The 22,133-nt window shown below is 67.9% G+C and carries 13 protein-coding genes and 1 tRNA gene; 7 read left to right on the top strand and 7 right to left on the bottom strand.

Annotated elements, in window-relative coordinates; translation table 11 throughout:
• Window positions 1-206: 206 nt before the first annotated feature.
• Window positions 207-1,121 (bottom strand): LysR family transcriptional regulator, encoded by a 915-nt coding sequence (locus QMZ26_RS14555; RefSeq protein ID WP_283221872.1) that lies wholly within the window; start codon window positions 1,119-1,121, stop codon window positions 207-209.
• Window positions 1,122-1,261: 140 nt separating this feature from the next.
• Between QMZ26_RS14555 and QMZ26_RS14550 the strand changes: the two genes are divergently transcribed.
• The gene (locus QMZ26_RS14550; RefSeq protein WP_108764760.1) at window positions 1,262-1,963 is read left to right on the top strand and encodes a pirin family protein; all 702 of its coding nucleotides are present in this window, start codon (window positions 1,262-1,264) and stop codon (window positions 1,961-1,963) included.
• 173 nt (window positions 1,964-2,136) lie between these two features.
• Complete coding sequence (locus tag QMZ26_RS14545) at window positions 2,137-3,276, top strand: MFS transporter (protein WP_079221471.1); 1,140 nt, start codon at window positions 2,137-2,139, stop codon at window positions 3,274-3,276.
• 9 nt (window positions 3,277-3,285) lie between these two features.
• Here QMZ26_RS14545 and QMZ26_RS14540 read toward each other — a convergent pair whose 3' ends face one another.
• The gene (locus QMZ26_RS14540) at window positions 3,286-4,431 is read right to left on the bottom strand and encodes an alpha/beta fold hydrolase (protein ID WP_108759506.1); all 1,146 of its coding nucleotides are present in this window, start codon (window positions 4,429-4,431) and stop codon (window positions 3,286-3,288) included.
• Between the two features lie 183 nt (window positions 4,432-4,614).
• On the opposite strand from QMZ26_RS14540, the gene QMZ26_RS14535 reads away from it, so the two are divergent.
• Both QMZ26_RS14535 and QMZ26_RS14530 read left to right on the top strand, forming a co-directional pair.
• A complete protein-coding gene (locus tag QMZ26_RS14535) occupies window positions 4,615-5,961 on the top strand; it encodes a cytochrome c (RefSeq protein ID WP_283221873.1) in 1,347 nt (448 codons plus the stop codon).
• Window positions 5,958-6,881 (top strand): c-type cytochrome, encoded by a 924-nt coding sequence (locus QMZ26_RS14530; protein WP_283221871.1) that lies wholly within the window; start codon window positions 5,958-5,960, stop codon window positions 6,879-6,881. The genes QMZ26_RS14535 and QMZ26_RS14530 overlap by 4 nt, the downstream gene beginning before the upstream one ends.
• A 4-nt stretch (window positions 6,882-6,885) precedes the next feature.
• On the opposite strand, the gene QMZ26_RS14525 is transcribed toward QMZ26_RS14530, so the two are convergent.
• On the bottom strand, window positions 6,886-8,409 hold the full coding sequence (locus tag QMZ26_RS14525) for an OmpA family protein (RefSeq protein WP_283221870.1): 1,524 nt from the start codon (window positions 8,407-8,409) through the stop codon (window positions 6,886-6,888).
• Window positions 8,410-8,561: 152 nt separating this feature from the next.
• Between QMZ26_RS14525 and QMZ26_RS14520 the strand changes: the two genes are divergently transcribed.
• On the top strand, window positions 8,562-10,940 hold the full coding sequence (locus QMZ26_RS14520) for a TonB-dependent receptor (RefSeq protein WP_283221869.1): 2,379 nt from the start codon (window positions 8,562-8,564) through the stop codon (window positions 10,938-10,940).
• A 7-nt stretch (window positions 10,941-10,947) separates the two neighbouring features.
• Window positions 10,948-13,059: a phospholipase C, phosphocholine-specific gene (locus QMZ26_RS14515; RefSeq protein WP_283221868.1), complete on the top strand. Its 2,112-nt coding sequence runs from the start codon at window positions 10,948-10,950 to the stop codon at window positions 13,057-13,059.
• Window positions 13,060-13,297: 238 nt separating this feature from the next.
• Here the strand turns inward: QMZ26_RS14515 and QMZ26_RS14510 are convergent, their stop codons facing one another.
• Window positions 13,298-17,965 carry an ATP-dependent helicase gene (locus QMZ26_RS14510; RefSeq protein ID WP_283221867.1) on the bottom strand — a complete coding sequence of 1,556 codons (4,668 nt, stop codon included), beginning with the start codon at window positions 17,963-17,965 and terminating at the stop codon, window positions 13,298-13,300.
• A gap of 109 nt (window positions 17,966-18,074) precedes the next feature.
• On the opposite strand from QMZ26_RS14510, the gene QMZ26_RS14505 reads away from it, so the two are divergent.
• The gene (locus QMZ26_RS14505) at window positions 18,075-20,420 is read left to right on the top strand and encodes a TonB-dependent receptor (RefSeq protein WP_283221866.1); all 2,346 of its coding nucleotides are present in this window, start codon (window positions 18,075-18,077) and stop codon (window positions 20,418-20,420) included.
• A 153-nt stretch (window positions 20,421-20,573) separates the two neighbouring features.
• On the opposite strand, the gene QMZ26_RS14500 is transcribed toward QMZ26_RS14505, so the two are convergent.
• From QMZ26_RS14500 to csrA, 3 genes are all read right to left on the bottom strand, one after another.
• The gene (locus QMZ26_RS14500; protein ID WP_283221865.1) at window positions 20,574-21,245 is read right to left on the bottom strand and encodes a PDZ domain-containing protein; all 672 of its coding nucleotides are present in this window, start codon (window positions 21,243-21,245) and stop codon (window positions 20,574-20,576) included.
• Window positions 21,246-21,672: 427 nt separating this feature from the next.
• Window positions 21,673-21,765 (bottom strand) — tRNA-Ser (locus tag QMZ26_RS14495).
• 79 nt (window positions 21,766-21,844) lie between these two features.
• On the bottom strand, window positions 21,845-22,048 hold the full coding sequence (gene csrA, locus QMZ26_RS14490; RefSeq protein ID WP_079221459.1) for a carbon storage regulator CsrA: 204 nt from the start codon (window positions 22,046-22,048) through the stop codon (window positions 21,845-21,847).
• Window positions 22,049-22,133: the final 85 nt, after the last annotated feature.

Raw genomic sequence — 22,133 nt, 5'->3', positions numbered from 1 at the left:
AGCGGCCGGCACTACCGTGTCCGTCTGCCGGAAGGGCTGGCGCCCCTCCGGCAACACAGTTGCTACATGGACGTATTTACGGCGTCCCCCTCAACCGGACCCACCCCGCCAACCCACGGAATGCCAGCCTTTGACGTTGACGTTGCATTGAGCAGGTGCAGGGCGCAGCCCTGCAAACAAGACCTTCATCCACTCATGGCGTGGATCTACCCCATCGCCTGCCACCACTGCGCCAGCAGCTCCGGCCTGCGCAACCGCTCGCGCCACCAGCGCAATGCCGCACCATCCTCACCCGTGCGCCACGCCAGCCAGAATGTCTCCTCCGGCTTGGGTTCCTCAACCTCGCGGATCACCAGCTGCCCGCGCGCCACCGCCGCGCGTGCACACGGCCCGGGCAGGAAACCGAAGCCCACGCCCTGGCACTGCAGCTTCAACTTGCTGGCCATGTCCGGCACCGTCAGCATTTCCTGCCCCATCAACAAGCCCACCGTCCGCGGCAGCAAGCGGCGCGCGGAATCGGACACCGCGATCGCGCAATGCTCGGCCAGCTGCTCGCGGCCCAGCACGCCCGGCACCTGCGCCAACGCATGATCCGGCGCTACCGCAAACACGAAATCGACGCTGCCCAGCGGCTCCACGACATAGCCACCACCACTGGGGCCTTCGCCCGCGGCACCCACCAGCAGGTCGGCACGGCGATCCAGCAGCGCTTCCCAGGTACCTGACAGCGCTTCACCGAACAGCCGCAGGCGCGTCGGCGCTTCAATCCCACGAAACGCAGCGATGTCCGGGCCCAGCAGCCAGGTCGGGAACATCGAATCCACCGCCAGGGTCAGCTCGGCCTCCCAGCCGGAGGCCACCCGGCGCACCCGCAGCTCCAGTTCGCGGGCGGCACGCAGCAGGTGGCGGCCCTCGTCCAGCAGGGCGCGACCGGCCTCGGTCGGCTCCGCACGGGGGCCGACCCGATCGAACAGCTGCACGCCCAGGTCCTCCTCCAGCTTGGCCACGGTGTAGGAGATGGTCGAGGGCACCTTGTGCAGGGCCTTGCCGGCGCCGGCAAAGGAGCCGCGGCGGTCGATGGCGTCAAGGATCTGCAGGGCGTCGAGGCTGAGCTTGAGCATTCGAAATTTTCGATGATGGCTGTCAAAACTATCCGTTTTTCAAACCCGGGGTGCAAGCGGATACTTCTCTCCAACGGGGAAACACAGCGGCCACCGGCCCACCCCGCCCCATCGAAATCATCGAACAAGGAGAATTCATCATGCTGCAGATCCGCAAGAGCGCTACCCGTGGCCTGGCCGAGCATGGCTGGCTGTCTTCCCGCCACACCTTCTCCTTCGCCGGCTACTACGACCCGCGCTACGTCAGCTTCGGCCCGCTGCGCGTCATCAACGAAGACAAGGTGATTGGCGGCCAGGGTTTCGGCACCCACAGCCACAGCAACATGGAAATCATTTCCTACGTGCTGGGCGGTGCGCTGGAGCACAAGGACTCGATGGGCACCGGCTCGGTGCTGCGCTACGGCGACGTGCAGGTGATGAGTGCCGGCAGCGGTGTCAGCCACAGCGAGTTCAACCACTCGGCCACTGATCCGGTGCACTTCCTGCAGATCTGGGTCTTCCCGGACAGCGAGAACATTGAGCCGTCCTACCGCGAGACCCACTTCGCGCCGGAGACCAAGCGCGGCCAGCTGCGCCTGATCGCCTCGCCCGATGGCGCCGACGGTTCGCTGCGCATCCAGCAGGACGCCCGCATCTACGCCACCATCCTTGATGGCAGCCAGAAGCTGCACCACGCACTGGGCAACGGCCGTGGTGCCTATGTGCAGGTCGCCCGTGGCCAGCTGCAGGTCAATGGCATCACCCTCGATGCCGGTGATGCACTGCAGATCAGCGACGAGGCGCAGCTGACCCTGGAGAACGGCAACGACGCTGAAGTGCTGGTGTTCGACCTGCCGCTGTAAGCACCAGGCACTACCGTGCAGCGAGGCCCGCGATACCCATCGGTATCGCGGGCCTTTGCGTGTGCGACGGGCGACGTTGCATTCGTATTCGCACTGGAATGACACAAATGGCACTTGCCCGACCGATCTGGAAACGTTTTCATGATCAGGATCCTCCGGAGCCTTTCCTGCGCATGACGCCTTCTTCCCCGCGTGCCCAGCAGCACGCCACCCGCGCCGCCTTCTTCATTCCCGGCTTTGCCACCGCCGCCTGGGCACCGATGGTGCCCTATGCCAAGGCCAAGGCCGGCCTGTCCGATGCCAGCCTGGGCGCAGTGCTGCTCTGCCTGGGCCTGGGCTCGCTGCTGGCGATGCCCTTGGCCGGTGCGTTGAGTGGACGCCTGGGGTGCCGTCGCCTGATGGTCATCACCACGGCGTTGATCCTGCTGGCCCTGCCACTGCTGGCGCTGGCACCATCGCCGCTGGCACTGGGTGCGGCCCTGTTCCTGTTCGGTGCCGGTGTCGGCGCGATGGACTGCACGATGAACATGCAGGCCGTCGCGGTCGAACGCGATGCCGGCCGCGCGATGATGTCCGGCTTCCACGCGTTCTACAGCATCGGCGGCTTCGTCGGTGCCGGCTGCATGACCGGCCTGCTGTTGCTGGGCACGCCGCTGTGGACGGCGGCCCTGCTGTCGGTGGCAGCCATGCTCGTGGTGGCATTGCTGTCGGCACCGCACTGGCGCCCGCAGCGCATCGCCCATGACGGCCCGATGCTGGCCGTCCCGCATGGCGTGGTGCTGTTCATCAGCGTGCTGGCCTTCATCGTGTTCCTGGCCGAAGGCTCGATGCTGGACTGGAGCGCGGTGTTCCTGGCCGAAGTGCGGCAGGTGCCGCGCGACCAGGCCGGCGCCGGCTTCGCGGTGTTCACCCTGGCGATGACCGCGATGCGCCTGTTCGGCGACGGCATCGTCGAGCGCCTGGGCCGTACGCGCACGATCGTGCTGGGGGGCATCACCGCAGCCACGGGCTTCGCCCTGGCCACGCTGGTACCTTCCTTCGCGGTAGCGCTGGCGGGCTACGTGATGGTCGGCCTGGGCTGCGCCAACATCGTACCGGCGCTGTTCTCGATGGCCGGCCAGCAGCGTGCGATGCCGGAAAGCATTGCGATCACGGCCGTGACCACGCTGGGCTATGCGGGCATCCTCGCCGGCCCGGCAGCGATCGGCGGGCTGGCCCACCTCACCACCCTGGGCTTCGCGTTCCTGTGCGTGGCAGCGCTGCTGCTGGGCGTGGCCGCCTCCGCCCGGGCGCTGGCACGCCGCCTGCCGTAAGGAAGAACGTCAGCTGCGGGTAGGCGCAGCGGCAGCGGTATCGCGCACCAGCCACTCGGCCTGCGCCGGCAGTTGCGGCGCCGGGCAGGTTGCGCGGGGGTGGTGCTCGTCCTGGGCCATCCAGTCATCGACCACGCCGGCCAGCAGGTCCAGCCGCAGCGGCAGGGTGATGTGGTCTTCGCCGCGCATCTCGATGTAGTGCGCCCGCGGATTGGCCAGGGCCAGCTCGCGGCCCTGGCTGACCGGGATGTGCTGGTCGCCCTGCCCGTGCAGCAGCAGCACGCAGGCGCGGGTATCGGCCAGCGCGCGGGCGACGTCCACCTGGTCCAGGTCGACGTCGATGCGGCGGCTGGCCGCGGCGATCACCTGGTTGATGTCCTGGCCGCCATAACGCCAGCGCGCATAGGACGCCACTGCCTGCGCCTTCAACCCCTCCGGCTGCAGGGCCATCAGGTGCGGGATCATCGTGCGGATCGCCACGCCGGCATTGGCGAACGATTCCATCGCCACCACGCCGGCCACCTGGTCACCCAGCTTGTCTGCAGTGAACACCGCCGTGGCGGCGCCGTAGGACACGCCGAACAGGTACAGCGGCCCGGCGACCTCACCACGCGCACGCAGCTCGCCGATGACATCGACCACATCATCCGATTCGTAGGTGCCGTAGCCGGACGGGCCGCGTCCGGACTGCCCGTGGTTGCGCAGGTCCAGGGTCACCACGCGGTAGCCCGACTCGGCCAGCTGCAACGACCACGGCAGCATCGAATCACCGTTCATCATCCAGCCGTGCAGCAGCACCACGGTGCCGCGCGGCGCCTGCGCACGGAACGGCTGCGGCACCGACAGGCTCAGCCCGGTATCCAACGGCTGGCCGTTCTCATGGCGCTGCGGCAGGTAGTGGTAGCGGGCGCCGTAATCGCCGGGGTCGAAGACGCGCCAGAAGATCGGCACGTTGTCGCGCCCGGGCAGGAAGCCATGGCGGTTGGGCAGCTCGGCGATGGCCGCGGCGATGCGCGGCTGGTCCAGCAGGGTGGACACGCCACCGGGCGCGACCAGCTGGTCGCTGAGCGAGGTGGACGAGGCGGTGATCGAGGATGAGCATGCAGCCAGCCACAGGCCGGCGCACGCCAGCAACAGCAGCAGCGGGCGCTTCATGGGCAATCAGGGAAAAGGTGCGACAGCGTGGCAGGTTAGCGGGCGCGGCCGGGCGCATCTATCGCAGCTCGATGACGGGTTGATGACAAGCCGGGATCGATTCAGCTTCGTGCGATGTCGCATATGGACAAAGCATTGATCCGGATCAATGAACGCGCCTGCGCGTTTGCCGACAGTGCGCCCATGCGTACCTCGTTCAAGCTCCTCCTTGTCCTGGCCACCGCGACCGGTGCGGCCTGGGGCATTGCCCGCAGCACGCCGTACTGGTTCGCGCCGCGCCAGCACGCCGTGGTCGACATCCACGATCCCGCGCTGATCGCCCGCGGCCAATACCTGTCGCGCGCGGCCGACTGCGCCGCCTGCCACACGGCCCCCGGCGGCAAAGCCTTTGCCGGCGGGCTGGGCATGCAGACGCCGATGGGCACGATCTATTCCACCAACATCACCCCGGACCCGGATACCGGCATCGGCCGCTACGACTACGCCGATTTCGAGCGCGCGGTCCGCCGCGGCATCCGCCACGATGGCCAGCCGCTGTACCCGGCCATGCCCTACGCCTCCTACGTGATCGCCAGCGATGACGAGGTCCAGGCGCTGTACGCCTACTTCATGGGCGCGGTGCAGCCGGTGCGCCAGCACAACGCCGACAGCACGATCCCCTGGCCGGCCAACATGCGCTGGCCGTTGGCATGGTGGCAACTGCTGTTTGCCCGCCCCCGCAGCTTCGTTGCCGATCCTGCGCTGGATGCCGGCCAGCAGCGCGGCGCCGAACTGGTGGAGGGTCTGGCCCACTGTGGCGCCTGCCATACCCCTCGCGGCCTGGCCTTCCAGGAAACCGCCATGGCTGATGACGAGAGCCGCCGCTTCCTCTCCGGTTCGGTACTGGAAGGCTGGTATGCGAAGAACCTGCGCAACGAAGCCACCGGCCTGGCCAGCTGGAGCCAGGACGAGATCGTCGAGTTCCTGCGTACCGGCCGCACCGATCGCTCCGCCGCGTTCGGCGGCATGGCCGACGTGGTGGAACACAGCACCCAGTACCTGACCGACGCCGATCTGCTGGCCATGGCCCGTTACCTGAAGCAGTTGCCGCCGCGCGCCGGCCGCAGCACGCAGTGGACTGCCGGCCCCGACACGACCACCACCGCGCTGCGCGACGGCGACTACCGCGTGGAGGGTTCGCTGGCCTATGCCGAGCACTGCCAGGCCTGCCACCGCGCCGATGGCCGTGGCATGCCGCGCATCTACCCTGCCCTGGCCGGCAACTCCATCGTCTTCGCCGATGATCCGAGTTCGCTGGTGCAGGTCACCCTGGCCGGTGGCCGCACCCCGCACACGCCGCACGACCGGATGGCCTTCTCGATGCCCGGCTTCGAGCATCTGCCCAACGCCCAGCTCGAGCAGATCCTGACCTTCATCCGCAGCAGCTGGGGCAACCAGGCCAGCGCGGTGAGCGAAGCCGACATCGCGCGCATGCGCAGGGTGGTGCGCGACAAACCCGTGCATGTGGTTCCGCAGGAGGTGGCACCATGAGGCGCGCACGCAAGCGCAGAAGCGCGGCCATCGTCATTGCCATCGGCGTACTGGTGGTGGCCGCAGCCGCCGCACTGCTGTACGCGTACCGCCATCCGTCGCTGGATGCCACCCCCGCCACGCTGGACATCCTCGACGCACAGGGCGCGCGGGTCGGCGCGTACCACATGCCCAGCGCCGAAGAGATCGCCAGCCTCGGCAATGGCGATGCGGTGATGTACGGGCGCCGCCTGCTCAACGAGACCGCACGCCTGCTGCCGGACAACGTGGGCAATGACCTGAACTGCAACTCCTGCCACATGGCCGAGGGCAAGCGGCCTTTCGGCAACCACTACCTCAACACCGGCGGCGGCAGCTACCCGCGCTACATGACCCGCCCCGGCAAGGAGATCGGCCTGGTCGAACGCATCAACGGCTGCCTGCAGCGTTCGATGAACGGCAAGCCGCTGGCCCGCGACGCACCACCGATGCGCGCGATGCTGGAATACATGGCCTGGCTGAGCCGCCCCGTACCCGACGGCGCGCGCGTGGCGGCGCCAAGCGAAGGGCCGATCGATTCCTCGCTGGTGCCCGACCGCGTGCGCGGCCAGGCCCTGTATGCAGCGCAGTGCGCCGCCTGTCACGGCGGCAACGGCGAGGGCCGCCGCGATGGCAGCGGCGATATCGCCTTCCCGCCGCTGTGGGGCGAGCGCAGCTTCAACATCGGCGCCGGCATGGCACGGCTGTACAAGGCGGCCAGCTTCGTCAAGCACAACATGCCGCCGGCAGCGGGCCGCGAACCACCGCTGGGCCAGCAGGTGATGCCCGACCAGGACGCGGTGGACATCGCCGACTACTTCATCCACCAGCCGCGGCCGGATTTCGCCGGCAAGGGCAAGGACTGGCCGCGCGACCCCAAGCCCAAGGATGCGCGCTACTGACCCGTCAGCGCTTGACCAGCTCGACGCGTCGATTGCGTGCCTTGCCCTCTTCGCTGCCATTGTCGGCCACCGGTTTGTCCGCACCGAAACCGGCTGCCTGCAGGCGCTCGGCCGCAATGCCCTTGCCGGCCAGCGCCGCCACCACCGATGCCGCCCGGGCTTCGGACAGGCTGCGGTTGTGGGCCGCCGCACCGCTGTTGTCGGTGTGGCCTTCAATGGACAGTTTCAGCGAGGGATCGGCACGCAGCAGCTCCAGCACCTGCGCCAGCTGCGGTTCGGACGTGGGCAGGATGTCCGCCTTGTCGGTGGCGAAGTTGACCTGGATGGCGACCCGGCCAGCACTGTCCAGCTGCTTCTTCAGTGCGTCGGCCGGCAGCAGCGCAGCGGTCTGGGTGAAGCCCTTGCGTTCGACCACCACCCAGCCGGCGCTGAGATATTCCAGCCGCGCATGGACCCAGAGCTGGCGACCATCGGCCAGGTCAACCTGGTAGACCTCGGTGTCGTAGTCCTGCCAGCTGAAGCCGGCGGCATGGCTGTAGGCGGCCTTGACCGCCTGCGGCACACCGTCGGCCGCCTCTCGCGGGATGCGGCCTTCGAACACCTTGCGGCCACCGGCCTGCGCCATCATCGCCTCAAGGTTGCGACGCACCTCGTGCATCGAATACGCGTGCTCGCCCTTGTCGAAATCCTGCGCCCAGGTGCGTCCTTCCACCTGTTCGAAGCGCTCGCCGTTCCAGAACGGGAAGGCGTCGAAGTCGCGCTTCTGCGGCGCATTGCGGTCGCTGTAGCCGGCCGGGAGGGCCAGGTGCGGGAAGCTGCCGGACCACTGCGCGGTAGCCTTGAACGGCACCGCATCCAGCACCACCAGCCCGGCCCCATTGCTGTCCACGGCCAGCTGCACCCAGACCGTGCGATCGGCCTGGCGCACCACGTACACCGTGGTCGCCGCGTCCTGGTCCATGTTCACCGCATCGATGAAGCCACCGCCGATTTCGTCTTCCAGCTGCGGGCCGTAGTAGATGTCACGCAGCAGCTTGCCTTCGAACACCTTGTGCCCACCGGCCGCCGCCAGCACGCCGTCAAAGTTGCGCTGCACTTCCAGCGCAGAGAAGGTCTTGTCCGCGGCAGCACTGGTGTCTGCCACGATGCGCGCCGACCAGCTGGGGCCTTCCTCCCAGTGCACGCCATCACCGATGCGGAACGGGAAGCGCGCCCAGGCGCGCGTGCTGGCAGCGTTCTGCGGCGCATAGCCCTGCGGCAGGCTGAAGAACGGCAGTTCCCCCAGGGCCACGCTGCTGCTCGACAATGCGGTGGTGTCGAAGGCCAGCACCGGCACGGGCTTGCCATCGCGGTCAGTGAGGCCCGGCACGGCGTCCGCAGCCGGTGCAGCGCTGGCGGCGGCAGGAGGGGCCGCAGGTGTGTCTGCAGGCGCCGTTGCCGCATCCGGCGCCGGTACGGGTGTCCGTTCGCAGCCTGCCAGTACCAGCAGCACCGCGGCCCCAAGCCAGATCTTCGTCCATGCCTGCATCGCCACACCTCACGTCCATTGAGAAGGGCCCGAGCATAGCCCATGGCCGTGACGAGCCACACATTGCCATCGTTCCTGCGTTCGCGCGTCACCGCCGTGTCATTGGCGCTGCCGAAACTCCCGGGCTTTCCCCCACTCAAGGTCCGGTTTCGATGCGAACGATTGCGCGTTTTCCCCGAGTCTCGCTGCTTGCCCTGCTGATCGCCCCCGCGCTGGACGCCTTGGCCGAAGCACCGCAGGGCGAAGCCGCCGAAACGCACAGCACCGACGCACGGACCCTGGACCAGGTGCAGGTGATCGGCCAGGCCACCAGCTACGCCAAGACCTCGGTGCGCGCCGAAACGCTGAACCGGCAGACCGTGCTCAGCAGCGTCAACGGCGCGCTCAAAGAAGTGCCGGGCGTGGTGGTCAGCGAAGCCGACGCCACCGGTTCATCGGTGTGGGGCACGCAGATCAGCATGCGTGGCTTCGTCACCAACCGCGACACGCAGCAGATCGGCACGACCATCGATGGCCTGCCCAACGGTGGCTCGGGCTACGGTGGCGGCTCGATGGCCAACCGCTACATCGACACGCTCGACCTGGAGACGGTGGAAGTAAGCCAGGGCACGGCCGATATCTCCTCGCGTTCGAACGAGGCGCTCGGCGGCACCCTCAACTTCCTCACCGGCGATCCGCTGCAGGACAGCCGCCTGCGTTTCGTCGTCGGCGCCGGTGACAACGATGCGCGCAAGTACTACGTGCGCTACGACACCGGGCTGCTGGGCGGCCACACCCGCGCCTGGGTCAGTGCGTCCTCGGCCCGGGTGAGCGACTGGATCGACGGCAGCGGCAAGACCAGCAACGACCATATCGCCGGCAAGTTCATCACCGAACTGGACCGCTGGACGCTGACCGGCTACCTGTCCTACAACGATGCCGACGAGCCGGAATACACCAGCGTCTCGCCGCAGGGTTTCGCCACCAACCCCGACCGCGACAACCTGGTCGGCACCCTCACCGGCATCCCCTACCTGGACCAGAACTACCGCTCCGGTTCGCGTGCCCTGCGCGAAAACACCTTCGGCTACCTGCGCGCGGCCTTCGACGCCGGCAACGGCTTCAAGGCCTCGATGGCGGCCTATGGCCACCGCATGCAGGGCCGCGGCGACTGGCTGCCGCCTTACCTGGCCGATGTCACCAATGATGGCGCCGGTCGCCCGCAGTCCGAATACCTGGGCGGCAGCGTCGTGTACGGCGGCAGCAACCTGGGCCAGATCTACTTCGTGAACCCCGATGGCAGCAGCGCCCAGCCGATTGCCGGCTGCACCCCGCGCGCGGGCTTCAGCGCCGAGTACGATCCCAACTGCTACGCCGGCAACGTGCTGGGTGCGCAGTCCTATCGCCACACCCACTACGACAACGACCGCATGGGCGTGACTGCCGATGTCGAATGGCGGCAGACCTTCGGCGGCGTCGACAACACGATCCGCGGCGGCCTGTGGGTGGAGAAGCTGGACCGCTCCGCGCGCCGCGACTGGCACCGCCTGCTCAACGTCGGCCAGTACATCGGCTTCGACCACCAGCCGTACTGGGTGCAGTTCGAGGACAAGTACAAGGTGGACGAGCAGATGTACTACGTCGAGGACGTGGCCCGCTTCGGCCCGTTCAGTGCGCGCGTGGGCGTCAAGCAGTTCTTCGTCGACCAGTCGCGCAACCGCGTGATCGGCGCCAGCGAACACGTCACGTCTGATTCCAGGTCCGATCCGCTGCTGTCCACCGGCTTCACCTGGGCGCCGGGCGTGGAAGGCATGGAGCTGTTCGCCGGCTTCTCGCAGAACTTTGCCGCGATTCCTTCCGGCGTGCTTGGCGAGACCGATCCGCAGCGCTTCCGCAACGTCGAACCGGAAACGGCCGACAACATCGAAGTGGGCATGCGCATCAGCCGCTGGCCGCTGACCGCCTCGGTCACCCTGTACAACATCAAGTTCGACAACCGCATCGTCTACCTGCCGGCCGGTTTCGTCAGCGGCATCGACTACCTGGGTGAGACCGATGGCGTCTACGAGAACTTCGGTGGCGTGGAAAGCAACGGCCTGGAAGCCGCGTTCGGCTATGGCTGGGACAACGGCTGGCGGATCAACGCGGCCTATACCTACAACCGTTCCAAGTACTTGGGCAGCGGCGACGCCGCGCGTGACACCCAGCTGGGCATCGTCGATGGCGCCAAGGTGATCGGCCAGCCCGAACAGATCCTGGTGCTTTCGGCCGACTGGCAGGGCGAGAACTGGAACTTCGGCCTGTCCGGCCGCTACCTCGGCACCCGCTACCTCGACGCGGCCAACGTCAACAAGCTGCCCTCGGCCACCATCTTCAACGCCAACATCGGCTTCGACCTGCAGGGCCTGTCGCCGCGCCTGAAGGGCATGGGTGCCAACCTGGTCGTGAGCAACCTCACCGACAAGCTCTATCTTGCAGGGGTCGACGGCGCCAACGCCGCCTTCATCGGCGCACCGCGCACCGTCGGCATTTCCTTCCACGTGGATCTGTGAGGCATTCGTGACTGATATCGGCCGACGCCGGTTGTTGCAGGCCGGCGTCGCCGCCGGCCTGGCACCGCTGCTGCCCAGCATCGCCCGCGCTGCGGCCATCGCCCCGGCCGCGCAGACGCGCAGCCTGCAGGACCTGCAGCACATCGTGGTGTTCATGCAGGAGAACCGCTCGTTCGACCACTACTTCGGCACGCTGCCGGGCGTACGTGGTTTTGGCGACCGCTTTGTTGCCCCTGCCGCGCCCCTGGCCGGCGGGGACAGCGCGCGGAGCCTGTGGCTGCAGCCCGATGCGAGCGGCCAGCGTGCGATCGCGCCGTTCCCGCTGGATACGGCCGCGCACTTCGGCTACATGCGCGTGGAAGGCACCCCGCACACCTGGCCCGACGCGCAGCGCGCGTGGGACCATGGCCGCATGGGGCACTGGCCGATGGCCAAGCAGAACCACGCAATGGGCTATTTCCAGCGTGCCGACCTGCCCTTCCAGTTCGCCCTGGCCGAAGCATTCACGATCTGCGACGCGTACCACTGCGCCATGCAGGCCGGCACCAACCCGAACCGGGTATTCCTGTGGACCGGCCACAACGATGCCTTCGCCCGCGCCGGCGGGCCGGTGATCGCCAACTCGCATGACAATTTCCCCGAGCACGGCGGGCATCCGGATTCGTACCGCTGGGCCAGCTATGTCGAGCGCCTGCAGCAGGCGGGCGTTTCCTGGCAGATCTACCAGGACATGGCCGACAACTTCACCGACAACCCGCTGGCCGGCTTCGAGACCTTCCGCCAGGCCTACCGTGCCGCACCGGGGCACGATGCCGCGCTGCGCCAGCGCGGGGTCAGCACGCGGGGCCTGGCCCAGCTGCGCCAGGACGCCATCGAGGGGCGCCTGCCGCAGGTCAGCTTCATCATTGCCGACGCCGCTGGCAGCGAGCACCCCGGCCCGTCCAGCCCTGCGCAGGGCGCGGCCTACACCGCACGCGTGCTGGATGCGCTGACGGCCGATCCGGAGGTCTGGAGCCGCACCGCCCTGCTGCTGATGTTCGACGAGAACGACGGCTTCTTCGACCACGTGCCGCCGCCGGCACCTCCATCGGCACAGCCCGGTGGCGGCTGGGCAGGCGCTTCATCGGTGAGCACCGAGGGCGAGTACCACCAGCACCCGGCACCGGGCGACGAGAAGTACGACGAGGCCGGACTGCGCGGCCGCCCGTATGGCCTCGGCCCGCGCGTGCCGCTGTACGTGATTTCGCCATGGAGCCGCGGCGGCTGGGTCGATTCGCAGGTGTACGACCACACCTCGGTGCTGCGCCTCATCGAACGCCGCTTCGGCGTGGCCGCGCCGGACATTTCGCCGTGGCGCCGCGCCGTGTGTGGCGACCTGGTCAACGCCTTCGACTTCGCCCAGCGCGATACCCGCCCGTTCGTGCGCAGGCTACCCGACGTGAGCGCCACCGCCGCGCGCGCAGCAGCCCTGCCGGGCCGCACCGTGCCTGCACTGCCCGAGGGCCTGCAGGCGGCGCGCCAGGAAGCGGGCACGCGCCCTTCGCGCGCGTTGCCGTATCGGCCACACGCGCAGGTGCAGGCGATTGCCGCGGACGGCGTGGCCCTGCACCTGGCCTGCGAAGGCGCCGCCAGCGTGCTGCACGTCTACGACCGCCTGCAGCTGGCCGCCCTGCCACGCCGCTATACGGTGCTGCCCGGCGCGCCGCTGCAGGACCGCTGGGCGCTGGATGCGCAGGGTCGCTATGACCTGTGGCTGCTCGGCCCCAATGGCTTCCATCGCCACTTCCGTGGCGTGGCCGGTGCACCGGTGCTGCAGGCGCAGGTAGACCCGGTCGAGGGCCAGCTGCGGTTGCAGCTGCGCAATGCAGGCAGCGCCGCGCAATCGATCCGCGTGCGCGCCGGTGCCTACGCCGGGCACATGCCGGAGCAGACGCTGATGCTGGCCGCGGGTGCGCAGACCACGCTGGCCTGGGACGCTGCGCCCACCAGCGGGTGGTATGACCTGCACGTGGTGGCCGGTGACAGCGAACTGCGCCTGGCCGGCCGCGCCGAAGACGGCCGTCCCGGCACCAGCGACCCGGCGATGGGTGGCCAGCCACTGCGCTTCGAGCACGGCTGAAGGTTTCTGTAGAGCCGAGCCATGCTCGGCTGCGCGGTCCTGTAGAGCCGAGCCTATGCTCGGCTGCGCGGTCCTGTAGAGCCGAGCCTATGCTCGGCTCAGTCGAGCATGGCTCGACTCTACAAATGCAGCCGAGCGTGGGCTCGGCTCTACAAAGACAGTCGAGCATGGCTCGACGCTACAGAATGCAGCCGAGCGTGGGCTCGGCTCTACAAAGACAGTCGAGCATGGCTCGACGTCAGCCGTTCCAGCCCAGCCCGCGCGGCTCATTGCTGAACCCTGCCGCGCGCAGGGCGTCCACGGCAGGCCCGCGGTGGAGCGGCTCCTCATTGATCCGCTGCAGCGTGAAGGACAGGCGCCGGCCGCGCCGCAGGCCGACTGCCAGCGCCTGCGCCGCCGCCGTCCAGCGCGCCGCAACGTCGTCGGCCGTGTCATCGATCCAACTGGACAGCTGGCGGCCACCCTGCGGCAGATACAGCTGCAGCCGGCCTCCACCGATCACCACCAGCGCACCGGCGCGGCGCACCGGCCTCGCCCCGGCCGTCGTCTGCGGCCAGGGCAACAGGCTGCCGAACGGATTGGCCGGATCCAGCGCGGACAGCGCAACCCATCCGCCAGGGCCACCCGTGCGCTCGGCACAGGCCCGCAGGCGGTCGATATCCTCGCGCTGTGCGAACTGGGCACCGCCCATGCCCTCCACGAAGCGCCCGCGCAGCAGCTGGCCGGCGTCTTCCATGCTGCGCAGCACCGGCCGCAGTGCCGGGAAACCGCCGGCCACGGCTTCGCTCATCGCCGCGCTGCGGGTAACCACCGTATAGCGGTCCAGCAGCGCCTCGGTCTGCGCCAGCGCGCGCAAGGTGTCACTGGCCCGCTCCTGTGGCAGCAGCGACCAGCGTCCGGCCAGCGTCGGCCCCGCGCTGCTGGCCAGCTCAAGTCCTGCACTGCCCGCCGCCAGCGGCGCGAAGGCAAAGCCGCGGCGGCGGCGGGACACGGGCATCGGGCGCGCCCGTAGCGGACGCGCGCCGTCGAGCGCACGCAGCGGGGCCCACAGGTCACTGCTGATCTGCCCGCGCCAGGCCAGCTGCCACAGCGCCGTCTGGAAATCCTCGCCGGCATTGCCTGCACCCGCGAATTGAGCCTGTACCTGCATCGCCAGTTGGCGCGCGAAGAACGCACCGCCTGCGGCCAGCACCTGCAGGACCGCCAGCTGCATCGGCGACGCGTTGGCATCCACGTCCATGAGCGGCAGGGTTTCGGCCGCACGCTCCCGCAGGTGCAGCGACACCCATCCGTCATCGTCGCCCAGCCGGCCGTGGCCGGCCCAGAGCACCGTACCGGTGGCCAGCAGTTCATCCAGCAGCGCAGGCGTGTAACCGGGCACCCGTGCAGGCAGCACCTGCTGTTCCCACAGCGACGCCGGCAGTGGCAGCCCCGCCAGTTGTTCGATCACCTGCAGCACGCGCTCGCTGCCACGATCAGGCGCGGCCTCGTGCAACACGCCCTGCCCTTCCAGCAGCACGCCGACATAGGCGTCCACCGGTACCGGGCGCGTTGCCTCGCGGGCGGCCTGCAACGAGCGCAGCCGCAGCCGCTGCAGCACATCGACCGCCACCCATTCGTGGGCCGCGCGCGCGGCAGGCGGTGTGGCGTTGCCGGGGGCCTGGCGACGATCAAGGCCGAAGCGACCACGAATGATCCGGCCCTGCTCCTGCAGCACCTGCAGCGCGTCATCCACCACCGCCACACCCACTCCGAAGCGGGCAGCCACGCTGCCGCTGCTGAAGGGCCCATGGTGGCGCGCGTGGCGGCCGAGCAGGTCACCGAGTGGATCAAGCACCGGTGCCAGGAATACCTCGGCAATGCCTGCCGGCGGATCGATGCCGAGGGCATCCCGCAGCCGCGCGGCGTCTTCCACCGCTGCCCACTGTTCAACACCGGCAACGGTCACGCGGATGGCGCGGCCAGCGGCGTGCAGCGCCTGCAGCCAGGCCGCCACCTGCGTGGGTTCGGTGATGCGCTGCGCGATGTCGCTGGCCGGCAACGGGCCAAGCTCACGCAGCAGGTCGGCCACGCCTTCGCTGCCCCGCGCGTGGCGGGGCGGATCCAACCGCTGCAGCTCACGCGCCACGGTGGCCACCACGTCATCGTCCAGCAGCTCACCGAGGTCGACCTGGCCAAGCAGCTCGGCGAGCAGGCCACTGTCGAGCGACAACACCGAGGCACGCCGTTCGGCGAGGGGCACGTCGGCTTCGTACATGAACTCGGCGACATAGCCGAACAACAGGTTCGCCGCGAAGGGCGACGGCACGGCGGTCTCCACGTCCACCACCTGCACCTGGCCGGCCTGCACGCGCAGCATCAGCGCATCCAGCGCGTCCAGGTCGTAGACGTCCTGCAGGCATTCGCGCGCGGTCTCGACCAGGATGGGGAAATCCTCGTGGCCGCGCGCGATCTCCAGCAACTGCCCCGCACGCAGGCGCTGCTGCCACAGCGGCGAGCGCTTGCCCGGCGTGCGCCGTGGCAGCAGCAGGGCGCGCGAGGCGCACTCACGGAAACGTGCGGCAAACAATGCGGACCCGGCGACGGACAGCGTGATGGTGTGGCGCAGGCTGGCCGCGTCGAACAGGAACACCTCCGCGCCCGGCGCAGCGCCGCTGCGGTCAGGCATGCGCACGATGATGCCGTCGTCGCTGGCCACCACGGCCGGGTCGATGCCTACCTGCTCGCGCAGCCGCGCGGCCACCGCCAGGGCCCAGGGGTCGTGCACGCGGCGTCCGTAGGGCGAATGCAGCATCACCCGCCAATCGCCCAGTTCGTCGCGGCAGCGCTCGACCACCAGGCGCAGGTCGGTCGGCAGCACGCCGGTCGCCAGCTGCTGCTCGGCAACAAGCGCCAGCATGTTGCCGATCGCGCTGTCGTCCAGGCCACGCTCGCGCAGGCGCGCGAGCAGCGCCGGTGACGGCTCGCCAGCGCCGCCCGGATCGGCCTCCAGTCCGGCAAGGAACGCGCCGGTGGCCTGCCCCAGCTCGGCCGGGCGACCGATGCCCTCGCCACGCCAGAACGGCAGCCGCGCCGAGCGCCCGGGTGCGGGCGTCACCACGACCTGGTCAAGGGTGATCTGGTCGATGCGCCAGGACGTCGCGCCGAGGGTGATCACATCGTTCACCCGCGACTCGTGCACCATCTCCTCGTCCAGCTCGCCCACCCGACGCGAACCGGCCTGCTCCTCGCCCTCAGGCAGCACCACCGCGTACATGCCGCGGTCCGGAATGGTGCCGCCACTGGTGACCGCCAACTGCCGGGCACCCGGGCGCGCGGTCAGCGTGCCCGTTTTCCGGTCCCACACCAGGCGGGGGCGGAAGCCAGCGAATTCGTCGGACGGATAGCGCCCGGCCAGCATGTCCAGCACCGCGTCAAAGGCACTTCGCGGCAGCGTGCGGTAAGGCGCGGCGCGGCAGACCCGTGCAAACCAGGCCTCCACATCGAGTGGCTCCATCGCTACCGCAGCAACGGTCTGCTGGGCCAGCACATCCAGCGGGTTGCGCGGTGGATCGATGGCTTCGATGCGCCCATCCAGCATGCTGTCCACTACCACGGCGGCATCGACGAGGTCGCGCCGTGTCCGAGGGTAGAGCAGGCCGCGCGACATGCCCCCGACCTGGTGTCCCGCACGCCCCACCCGCTGCAATGCGCTGGACACCGACGGCGGCGCCGCCACCTGGATGACCAGATCCACCAGGCCCATGTCGATGCCCAGCTCGAGGCTGGAGGTCGCGACGACGCAGCGCAGCTCGCCCGACTTCAGCGCCTGCTCGATGGCGGCGCGCTGCTCCTTGGACACCGAGCCATGGTGCGAGCGCGCAATCACTGACTCGGGTGCAGTGACACGGTTCACCGTGCTGCCAGTGAATGAACCGTAGGCGGTTGCGGCCGCATCGTCGGTGTCGCTCGCGTGCCCAGCGTCCGCGCGCTCGGCATGCAGCTCGTTGAGTCGTGCGGTCAGCCGTTCCGCCACGCCGCGCGAATTGGCAAACACAATCGTAGAGCGATGCCGCATCACGTTGTCGAGGATGCTGGCTTCCACATGCGGCCAGATCGATCCCGCCCGTGTGCCGGCCCCCCGCCCTTCCGCCGGGCCGTGCATGGCCAGGTCGGTCATGTCCTCCACCGGCACCACGATCTTCAGTTCCAGCTGCCGCTGCGAAGGCGGCTGCACCACCTGCACCGGGCGATCACCGCCGAGGAACGCCGCAACGCCCTCGACCGGGCGGACCGTGGCGGACAGGCCGATGCGCTGTGCGGGCACCTGCAGCAGCGCGTCGAGCCGCTCCAGGCTCAGGGCCAGGTGCGAGCCACGCTTGCCGCCCGCGACCGCATGGATCTCATCGAGGATGACCGTATGCACATCGCGCAGGATCTCCCGCGCCTGTGACGTCAGCATCAGGTACAGCGACTCGGGCGTGGTGATCAGGATGTCCGGCGGACGCCGCACCAGCCGCGCGCGCTCGCTGCTGCTGGTATCGCCGGTGCGCATGGCAACGGTCAGGGCAACGGCCGGGTCGCCGCGTTCGCTGCGGCGCGCACTGATGCCCTGCAGCGGCACCTGCAGGTTGCGCTGCACATCGCTGCCCAGCGCCTTGATCGGCGACAGGTACAGCACGCGCGTGCGTGCCACGGGCCTGGCCGCCGGGTCGCGCCGTGCATCGCCATCGCGCTCGGCGAACACCTGGTCGATCGCATGCAGGAAGGCCGCCAGCGTCTTTCCCGACCCGGTGGGCGCAACCACCAGCGTGTGCTGGCCTGCGGCGATCGACGCCCATGCCTGGTCCTGCACCGGCGTCGATGCCGCGAACGCGGAATGGAACCAGTCACGGGTGGCGGGATGAAAGTGCTGCAGAGAATCCAAGGCAGGGCCGGTCGCCATCGATGATGGCTTCGATGATACGGCGAAGAAATCGTTTGTCGTTATGTATCGTTACGTTATAACATTTCACGTCATTTTTACGGAGCGTGTCATGCGTCGCCACCTGCTAGCTGCAGCCATCCCCCTCGCCCTTCAGTCCGTCGCTCTCCATTCCGCCCGGGCGGCAGACGCGCCCACCCTGCCCACCCTGCAGGTGGAAGCCAGCCAGCCCTCGCGCATCGACAGCCGGGTCACCGTCGACAACCCGCAGGCACAGAACCGCACCCTTGGCGGCCTCCTCGAGCACGTTTCCGGCGTGCAGAGCAGCGCGTTCGGGCCCAACGCCGGTGCCCCGGTCATCCGCAGCCTCAGCGGCAGCCGCGTGCAGATCCTGCAGGACGGCCAGTCGATCCTGGGCATGAACGCGATCAGCGGCGACATCAACATTCCGTTCGACCCGCTGTTCGTGCGCAGCGTCACCGTCAACAAGTCCTCCGACACCGTGCGCCATGGCGGCAACGCCATCGGCGGCAGCGTCGAGGTCGATTCCGGTCTGATCCCGCGCACGATGGAGGACAAGGACCAGTCGATGGAGCTGGTGCTGCGCAAGGGCTTCAACGCCGCCGATGCGCAGGGCTTCCGCATGAACTTCAACAACCAGCGCAACGTCTCCACCAACCTGCAGGTCTCGCGGCAGCGCATCTCGCACTACGACATCCCCGGCAACAGCAAGGCGGCCGCGTGCACTACGCAGCTGTTCCCGGCTGCCGGCGGGGTCAACTCGGCACTAGCCGACGCCTGCCAGAAAGAGGCGCGGGTACAGCAGGTCTACAACAAGGCATCGCAACCGTACATCGACCAGTTCATGACTGAGAACCCGGACTGGGCCGATGGCGAGTTCTCCTTCTACACCAGCAACCCGACCTCGGTCTGGCAGCGCCAGACCTACGTCAATCCGGCCAATCCGGACTATGTCGCCGGCACGCCGTCCTACGTGCAGAAGCGGATCAACAAGGACGTCACCCCGGATTACCACCATCGCCTCGGCAACAGCTACTCACGCAGTTCGCAGGTCGCACTCGGCTCGACCCTGTTCTTCGACCGCGGCTACGTGGGCGTCAGCATCGATGCCAAGGACAGCGAGTACGGCGTGCCCGGCTTCTCGATGCAGAACCTGTCCTTCGGCGCCAACTACGCCGATGGCCTGCCGGTGGGCGTGGTCATCAAGCAGGAGCGCTATGCACTGGAAGCCCTGCTGCGCGATCCGGTGCCGGGCATCGAACGCGCCGAGCTGCGCGTCTCGCAGCTGGACAACACCTCCGGCGAACGCCTGGGTGCCCGCAAGGCCAACGATTACGACTTCGAAAGCACCCAGGCCGAACTGCTGCTGGCCCACCGCCGCGTGGGCCCGCTGAGCGGCCTGCTCGGCCTCAGCCAGCAGTCACGCGACGTCACCGGCAGCGGCCCGCAGCGCTACCTGCCCAACGTCGACACCCGCACCCAGGCGGTGTTCCTGAAGGAAACGCTGGACTTCGACTGGGCCTGGTTCGACGCGGGCGTGCGCCACGAACGCGTGGACCACACATTGCGGCCCAGCAGCTTCAAGACCGCGCGCAATTCCGCCAACACCACGCTGCAGGACCGCGACTTCCGGCTCAACAGCTACAGCATCGGCTCCTATGTTGAACTCGGCCCGCTGTTCGCCGCCAAGCTGCGCTACTCCTCCTCGCAGCGCGCGCCGGAGATCAACGAGCTGTACGCCAGCAACGCGCACTACTCGGTGATGACCCAGGAAGAAGGCAACCAGAACCTGGAACCGGAACGCGCGAAGAACCTGGAGCTGGCCGGCGTGTTCCACCTGGGCGGCTTCCAGCTCACCGCCACCGCCTACCGGATGCGCTACGAGAACTACCTGTACCTGGGCTACTCCGGCCTGCAGACGGCCAACCGCCTGCCGCTGAAGTACTGGAAGCAGACCGATACCACGGTGAAGGGATTCGAGATCGATGCCTCGCAGTCGGTGGCACTCGGCCGCTTCGGCAGCCTGGAGATGTCCGCGTTCGCCGACTTGGTGAAGAACAAGGCCGACCATCCCGACGCACTGCGTGCCCACAACGACGGCGAGTATCTGCCCAACATGCCGACCAACCGCTATGGCGCGAGCCTGCAATGGCAGCGTGAAGGCTGGAAGGCGCAGCTGTCGAGCACCTACTACGACACGCAGAAGTACCTGGGCCGCAACGTCAGCGAAGAAGTGCCGCTGGATGCCTTCAACCTGGTCGACCTCCAGCTGAGCCGCGAGATTCCGCTGCGCACGACCGCTGTCGCGGGAATGGAGGTCTTCATCAACGGCAGCAACCTGCTCAACGAGGAGGCGCGCCCGCACAACTCGCCGCTGAAGTACATTGCGCCGCTGCCGGGGCGTGGCTTCCAGGTGGGCGTGACCGTGCGGCTCTGAGCTGCTTCTTTTCGACGCACACAGCGCCCGCGGACGTGGTCCGCGGGCGCTGGCTTCCTCACCTATCGCATCAGTAGCTGCCCCGCAGGGTCAGCATCCAGTTGCGTGGTTCGCCCTAGTAGTTGCCCAGGGTGGACGTTGCAGGCTTGCAGCTCACTGGTTCAACAGCTTGCTTTTCTGAGAATCGAACTCAGCCTGCGTCAAGATGCCCTTTTCCTTGAGCGACAAAAGCTTTGCCAACTCGTCGGCAACCGATAGAGCTATTGCGGGACTGCTGCTTGCTGCTGGCGCCTCTACGGCACTCGCAACCTGCGCAACTGTCGGGCGGTAGTCACGGTCGACGGTCAGCGTCATCGCAGCCCCGTCGCGAATCACATTGAGTTGATAGGTCGGCGTCCTCGCCGCCCTTGCCATAACGTCCAGGAAGTCGCTATCGGTCTTGAACTTCTTTCCGGCTACGGCGGAAATGACGTCGCCCGCGCTTAGACCCGCTCGCTCGGCCGCTCCACCTTCCGTCACCTCCGCCACATAGTAGACAGCGCCCCTGCCTTGCGGAGTGACCTTTCCCAGTACGCCGAGAACTGCATGATTTGGAAACGACGTTCCTGCCGGGAATGAGCCCCCCGCACTGATCAGGAAGTTCATGATGCTGTTGTGGAAATCCGCACCAGAGAATGGAGCACGTTGCATTTGACCGAAGGCCATCTGCGTTTCCATCCAGCCCGATGCCTGCACACGGGAGTTGCCAGAAATTTCACTGACGTTGAAGCGGAAGAAACGTCGCGGAGGCGTTGAGTAGCTGTTCCCAAGCAGCATCTGCCCCATGATGGATTGTCCTGTGCTGAGCGGTGACTCGCAGACCACTTCCGTCTCGCTGCTGCTCACAACTATCCACTGAACATCCATGCACTTGCTGGACAAGCGGGACGCCGCCAGAGATGCCTTGCTCGAAAACACCGCCTCTGGCGCGCCGCTCGGAGTCACAGCAAACAGCTGAGAGCCCGCCGCGGCGAACGGGAGGAGGATACCCCCCAACAGAAAAACTACAGGCCGTACCGTCATGTGCGCTCCCCCTAGAGCATTTGACGTCGAGAAAGGTCGCCATACTACCGCCTTTGCCTGCATCTGCAGATGGAGATCAGCTGCACCGCTCTCGACGCAGCGGCATGGCGCGACGATGGACCGACGCATTGTCCTGGCGCACAACGAAAAACGCCCGCAGATCGAAGATCTACGGGCGCATTCTTGTATCTGGCGGAGCGAGAGGGATTCGAACCCTCGATAGAGCTTTTGACCCTATACTCCCTTAGCAGGGGAGCCCCTTCAGCCACTCGGGCATCGCTCCGGGGTTTTCTCCGCGTCTGGTGCGGTGCACCTCAGCGGGGCGTGAATCATAACGTTAATCAGACGCGAAGGTAAAGCTTTTATTCGCCGGAATTTTCGCTTCCGGTGCTGCCGGCTTCGTCACCACGCTGGATGCGCTGGTAGATCTCTTCGCGATGCACAGCAACGTCCTTCGGCGCGGTGATACCGATACGCACCTGGTTGCCCTTGACGCCGAGCACGGTGACGCTCACCGAGTCTCCGATCATCAGGGTTTCGCCGACGCGGCGAGTCAAGATCAACATTTTTGCAAGTCTCCATGGAACCGTGTGGAAGGGTATCCCCCACCGGCTTGACGCTCCGTCAAGAAGCGTCCCCACGACAAAGGGA

It is taken from the genome of Stenotrophomonas sp. PFBMAA-4 (assembly GCF_030053215.1).
Lineage (GTDB): Bacteria > Pseudomonadota > Gammaproteobacteria > Xanthomonadales > Xanthomonadaceae > Stenotrophomonas.
This window is presented reverse-complemented; position numbering and strand designations above follow the sequence as displayed.

Excerpts from the sequence above, each read along its gene's own strand:
- QMZ26_RS14540 (WP_108759506.1), bottom strand. The coding sequence starts at position 4,431 with ATGAAGCGCCCGCTGCTGCTGTTGCTGGCGTGCGCCGGCCTGTGGCTG.
- QMZ26_RS14545 (WP_079221471.1), top strand. The coding sequence starts at position 2,137 with ATGACGCCTTCTTCCCCGCGTGCCCAGCAGCACGCCACCCGCGCCGCC.
- QMZ26_RS14535 (WP_283221873.1), top strand. The coding sequence starts at position 4,615 with ATGCGTACCTCGTTCAAGCTCCTCCTTGTCCTGGCCACCGCGACCGGT.
- QMZ26_RS14550 (WP_108764760.1), top strand. The coding sequence starts at position 1,262 with ATGCTGCAGATCCGCAAGAGCGCTACCCGTGGCCTGGCCGAGCATGGC.
- QMZ26_RS14555 (WP_283221872.1), bottom strand. The coding sequence starts at position 1,121 with ATGCTCAAGCTCAGCCTCGACGCCCTGCAGATCCTTGACGCCATCGAC.
- QMZ26_RS14520 (WP_283221869.1), top strand. The coding sequence starts at position 8,562 with ATGCGAACGATTGCGCGTTTTCCCCGAGTCTCGCTGCTTGCCCTGCTG.
- QMZ26_RS14530 (WP_283221871.1), top strand. The coding sequence starts at position 5,958 with ATGAGGCGCGCACGCAAGCGCAGAAGCGCGGCCATCGTCATTGCCATC.
- QMZ26_RS14500 (WP_283221865.1), bottom strand. The coding sequence starts at position 21,245 with ATGGGGCAGATGCTGCTTGGGAACAGCTACTCAACGCCTCCGCGACGT.
- QMZ26_RS14525 (WP_283221870.1), bottom strand. The coding sequence starts at position 8,409 with ATGCAGGCATGGACGAAGATCTGGCTTGGGGCCGCGGTGCTGCTGGTA.
- QMZ26_RS14505 (WP_283221866.1), top strand. The coding sequence starts at position 18,075 with ATGCGTCGCCACCTGCTAGCTGCAGCCATCCCCCTCGCCCTTCAGTCC.
- csrA (WP_079221459.1), bottom strand. The coding sequence starts at position 22,048 with ATGTTGATCTTGACTCGCCGCGTCGGCGAAACCCTGATGATCGGAGAC.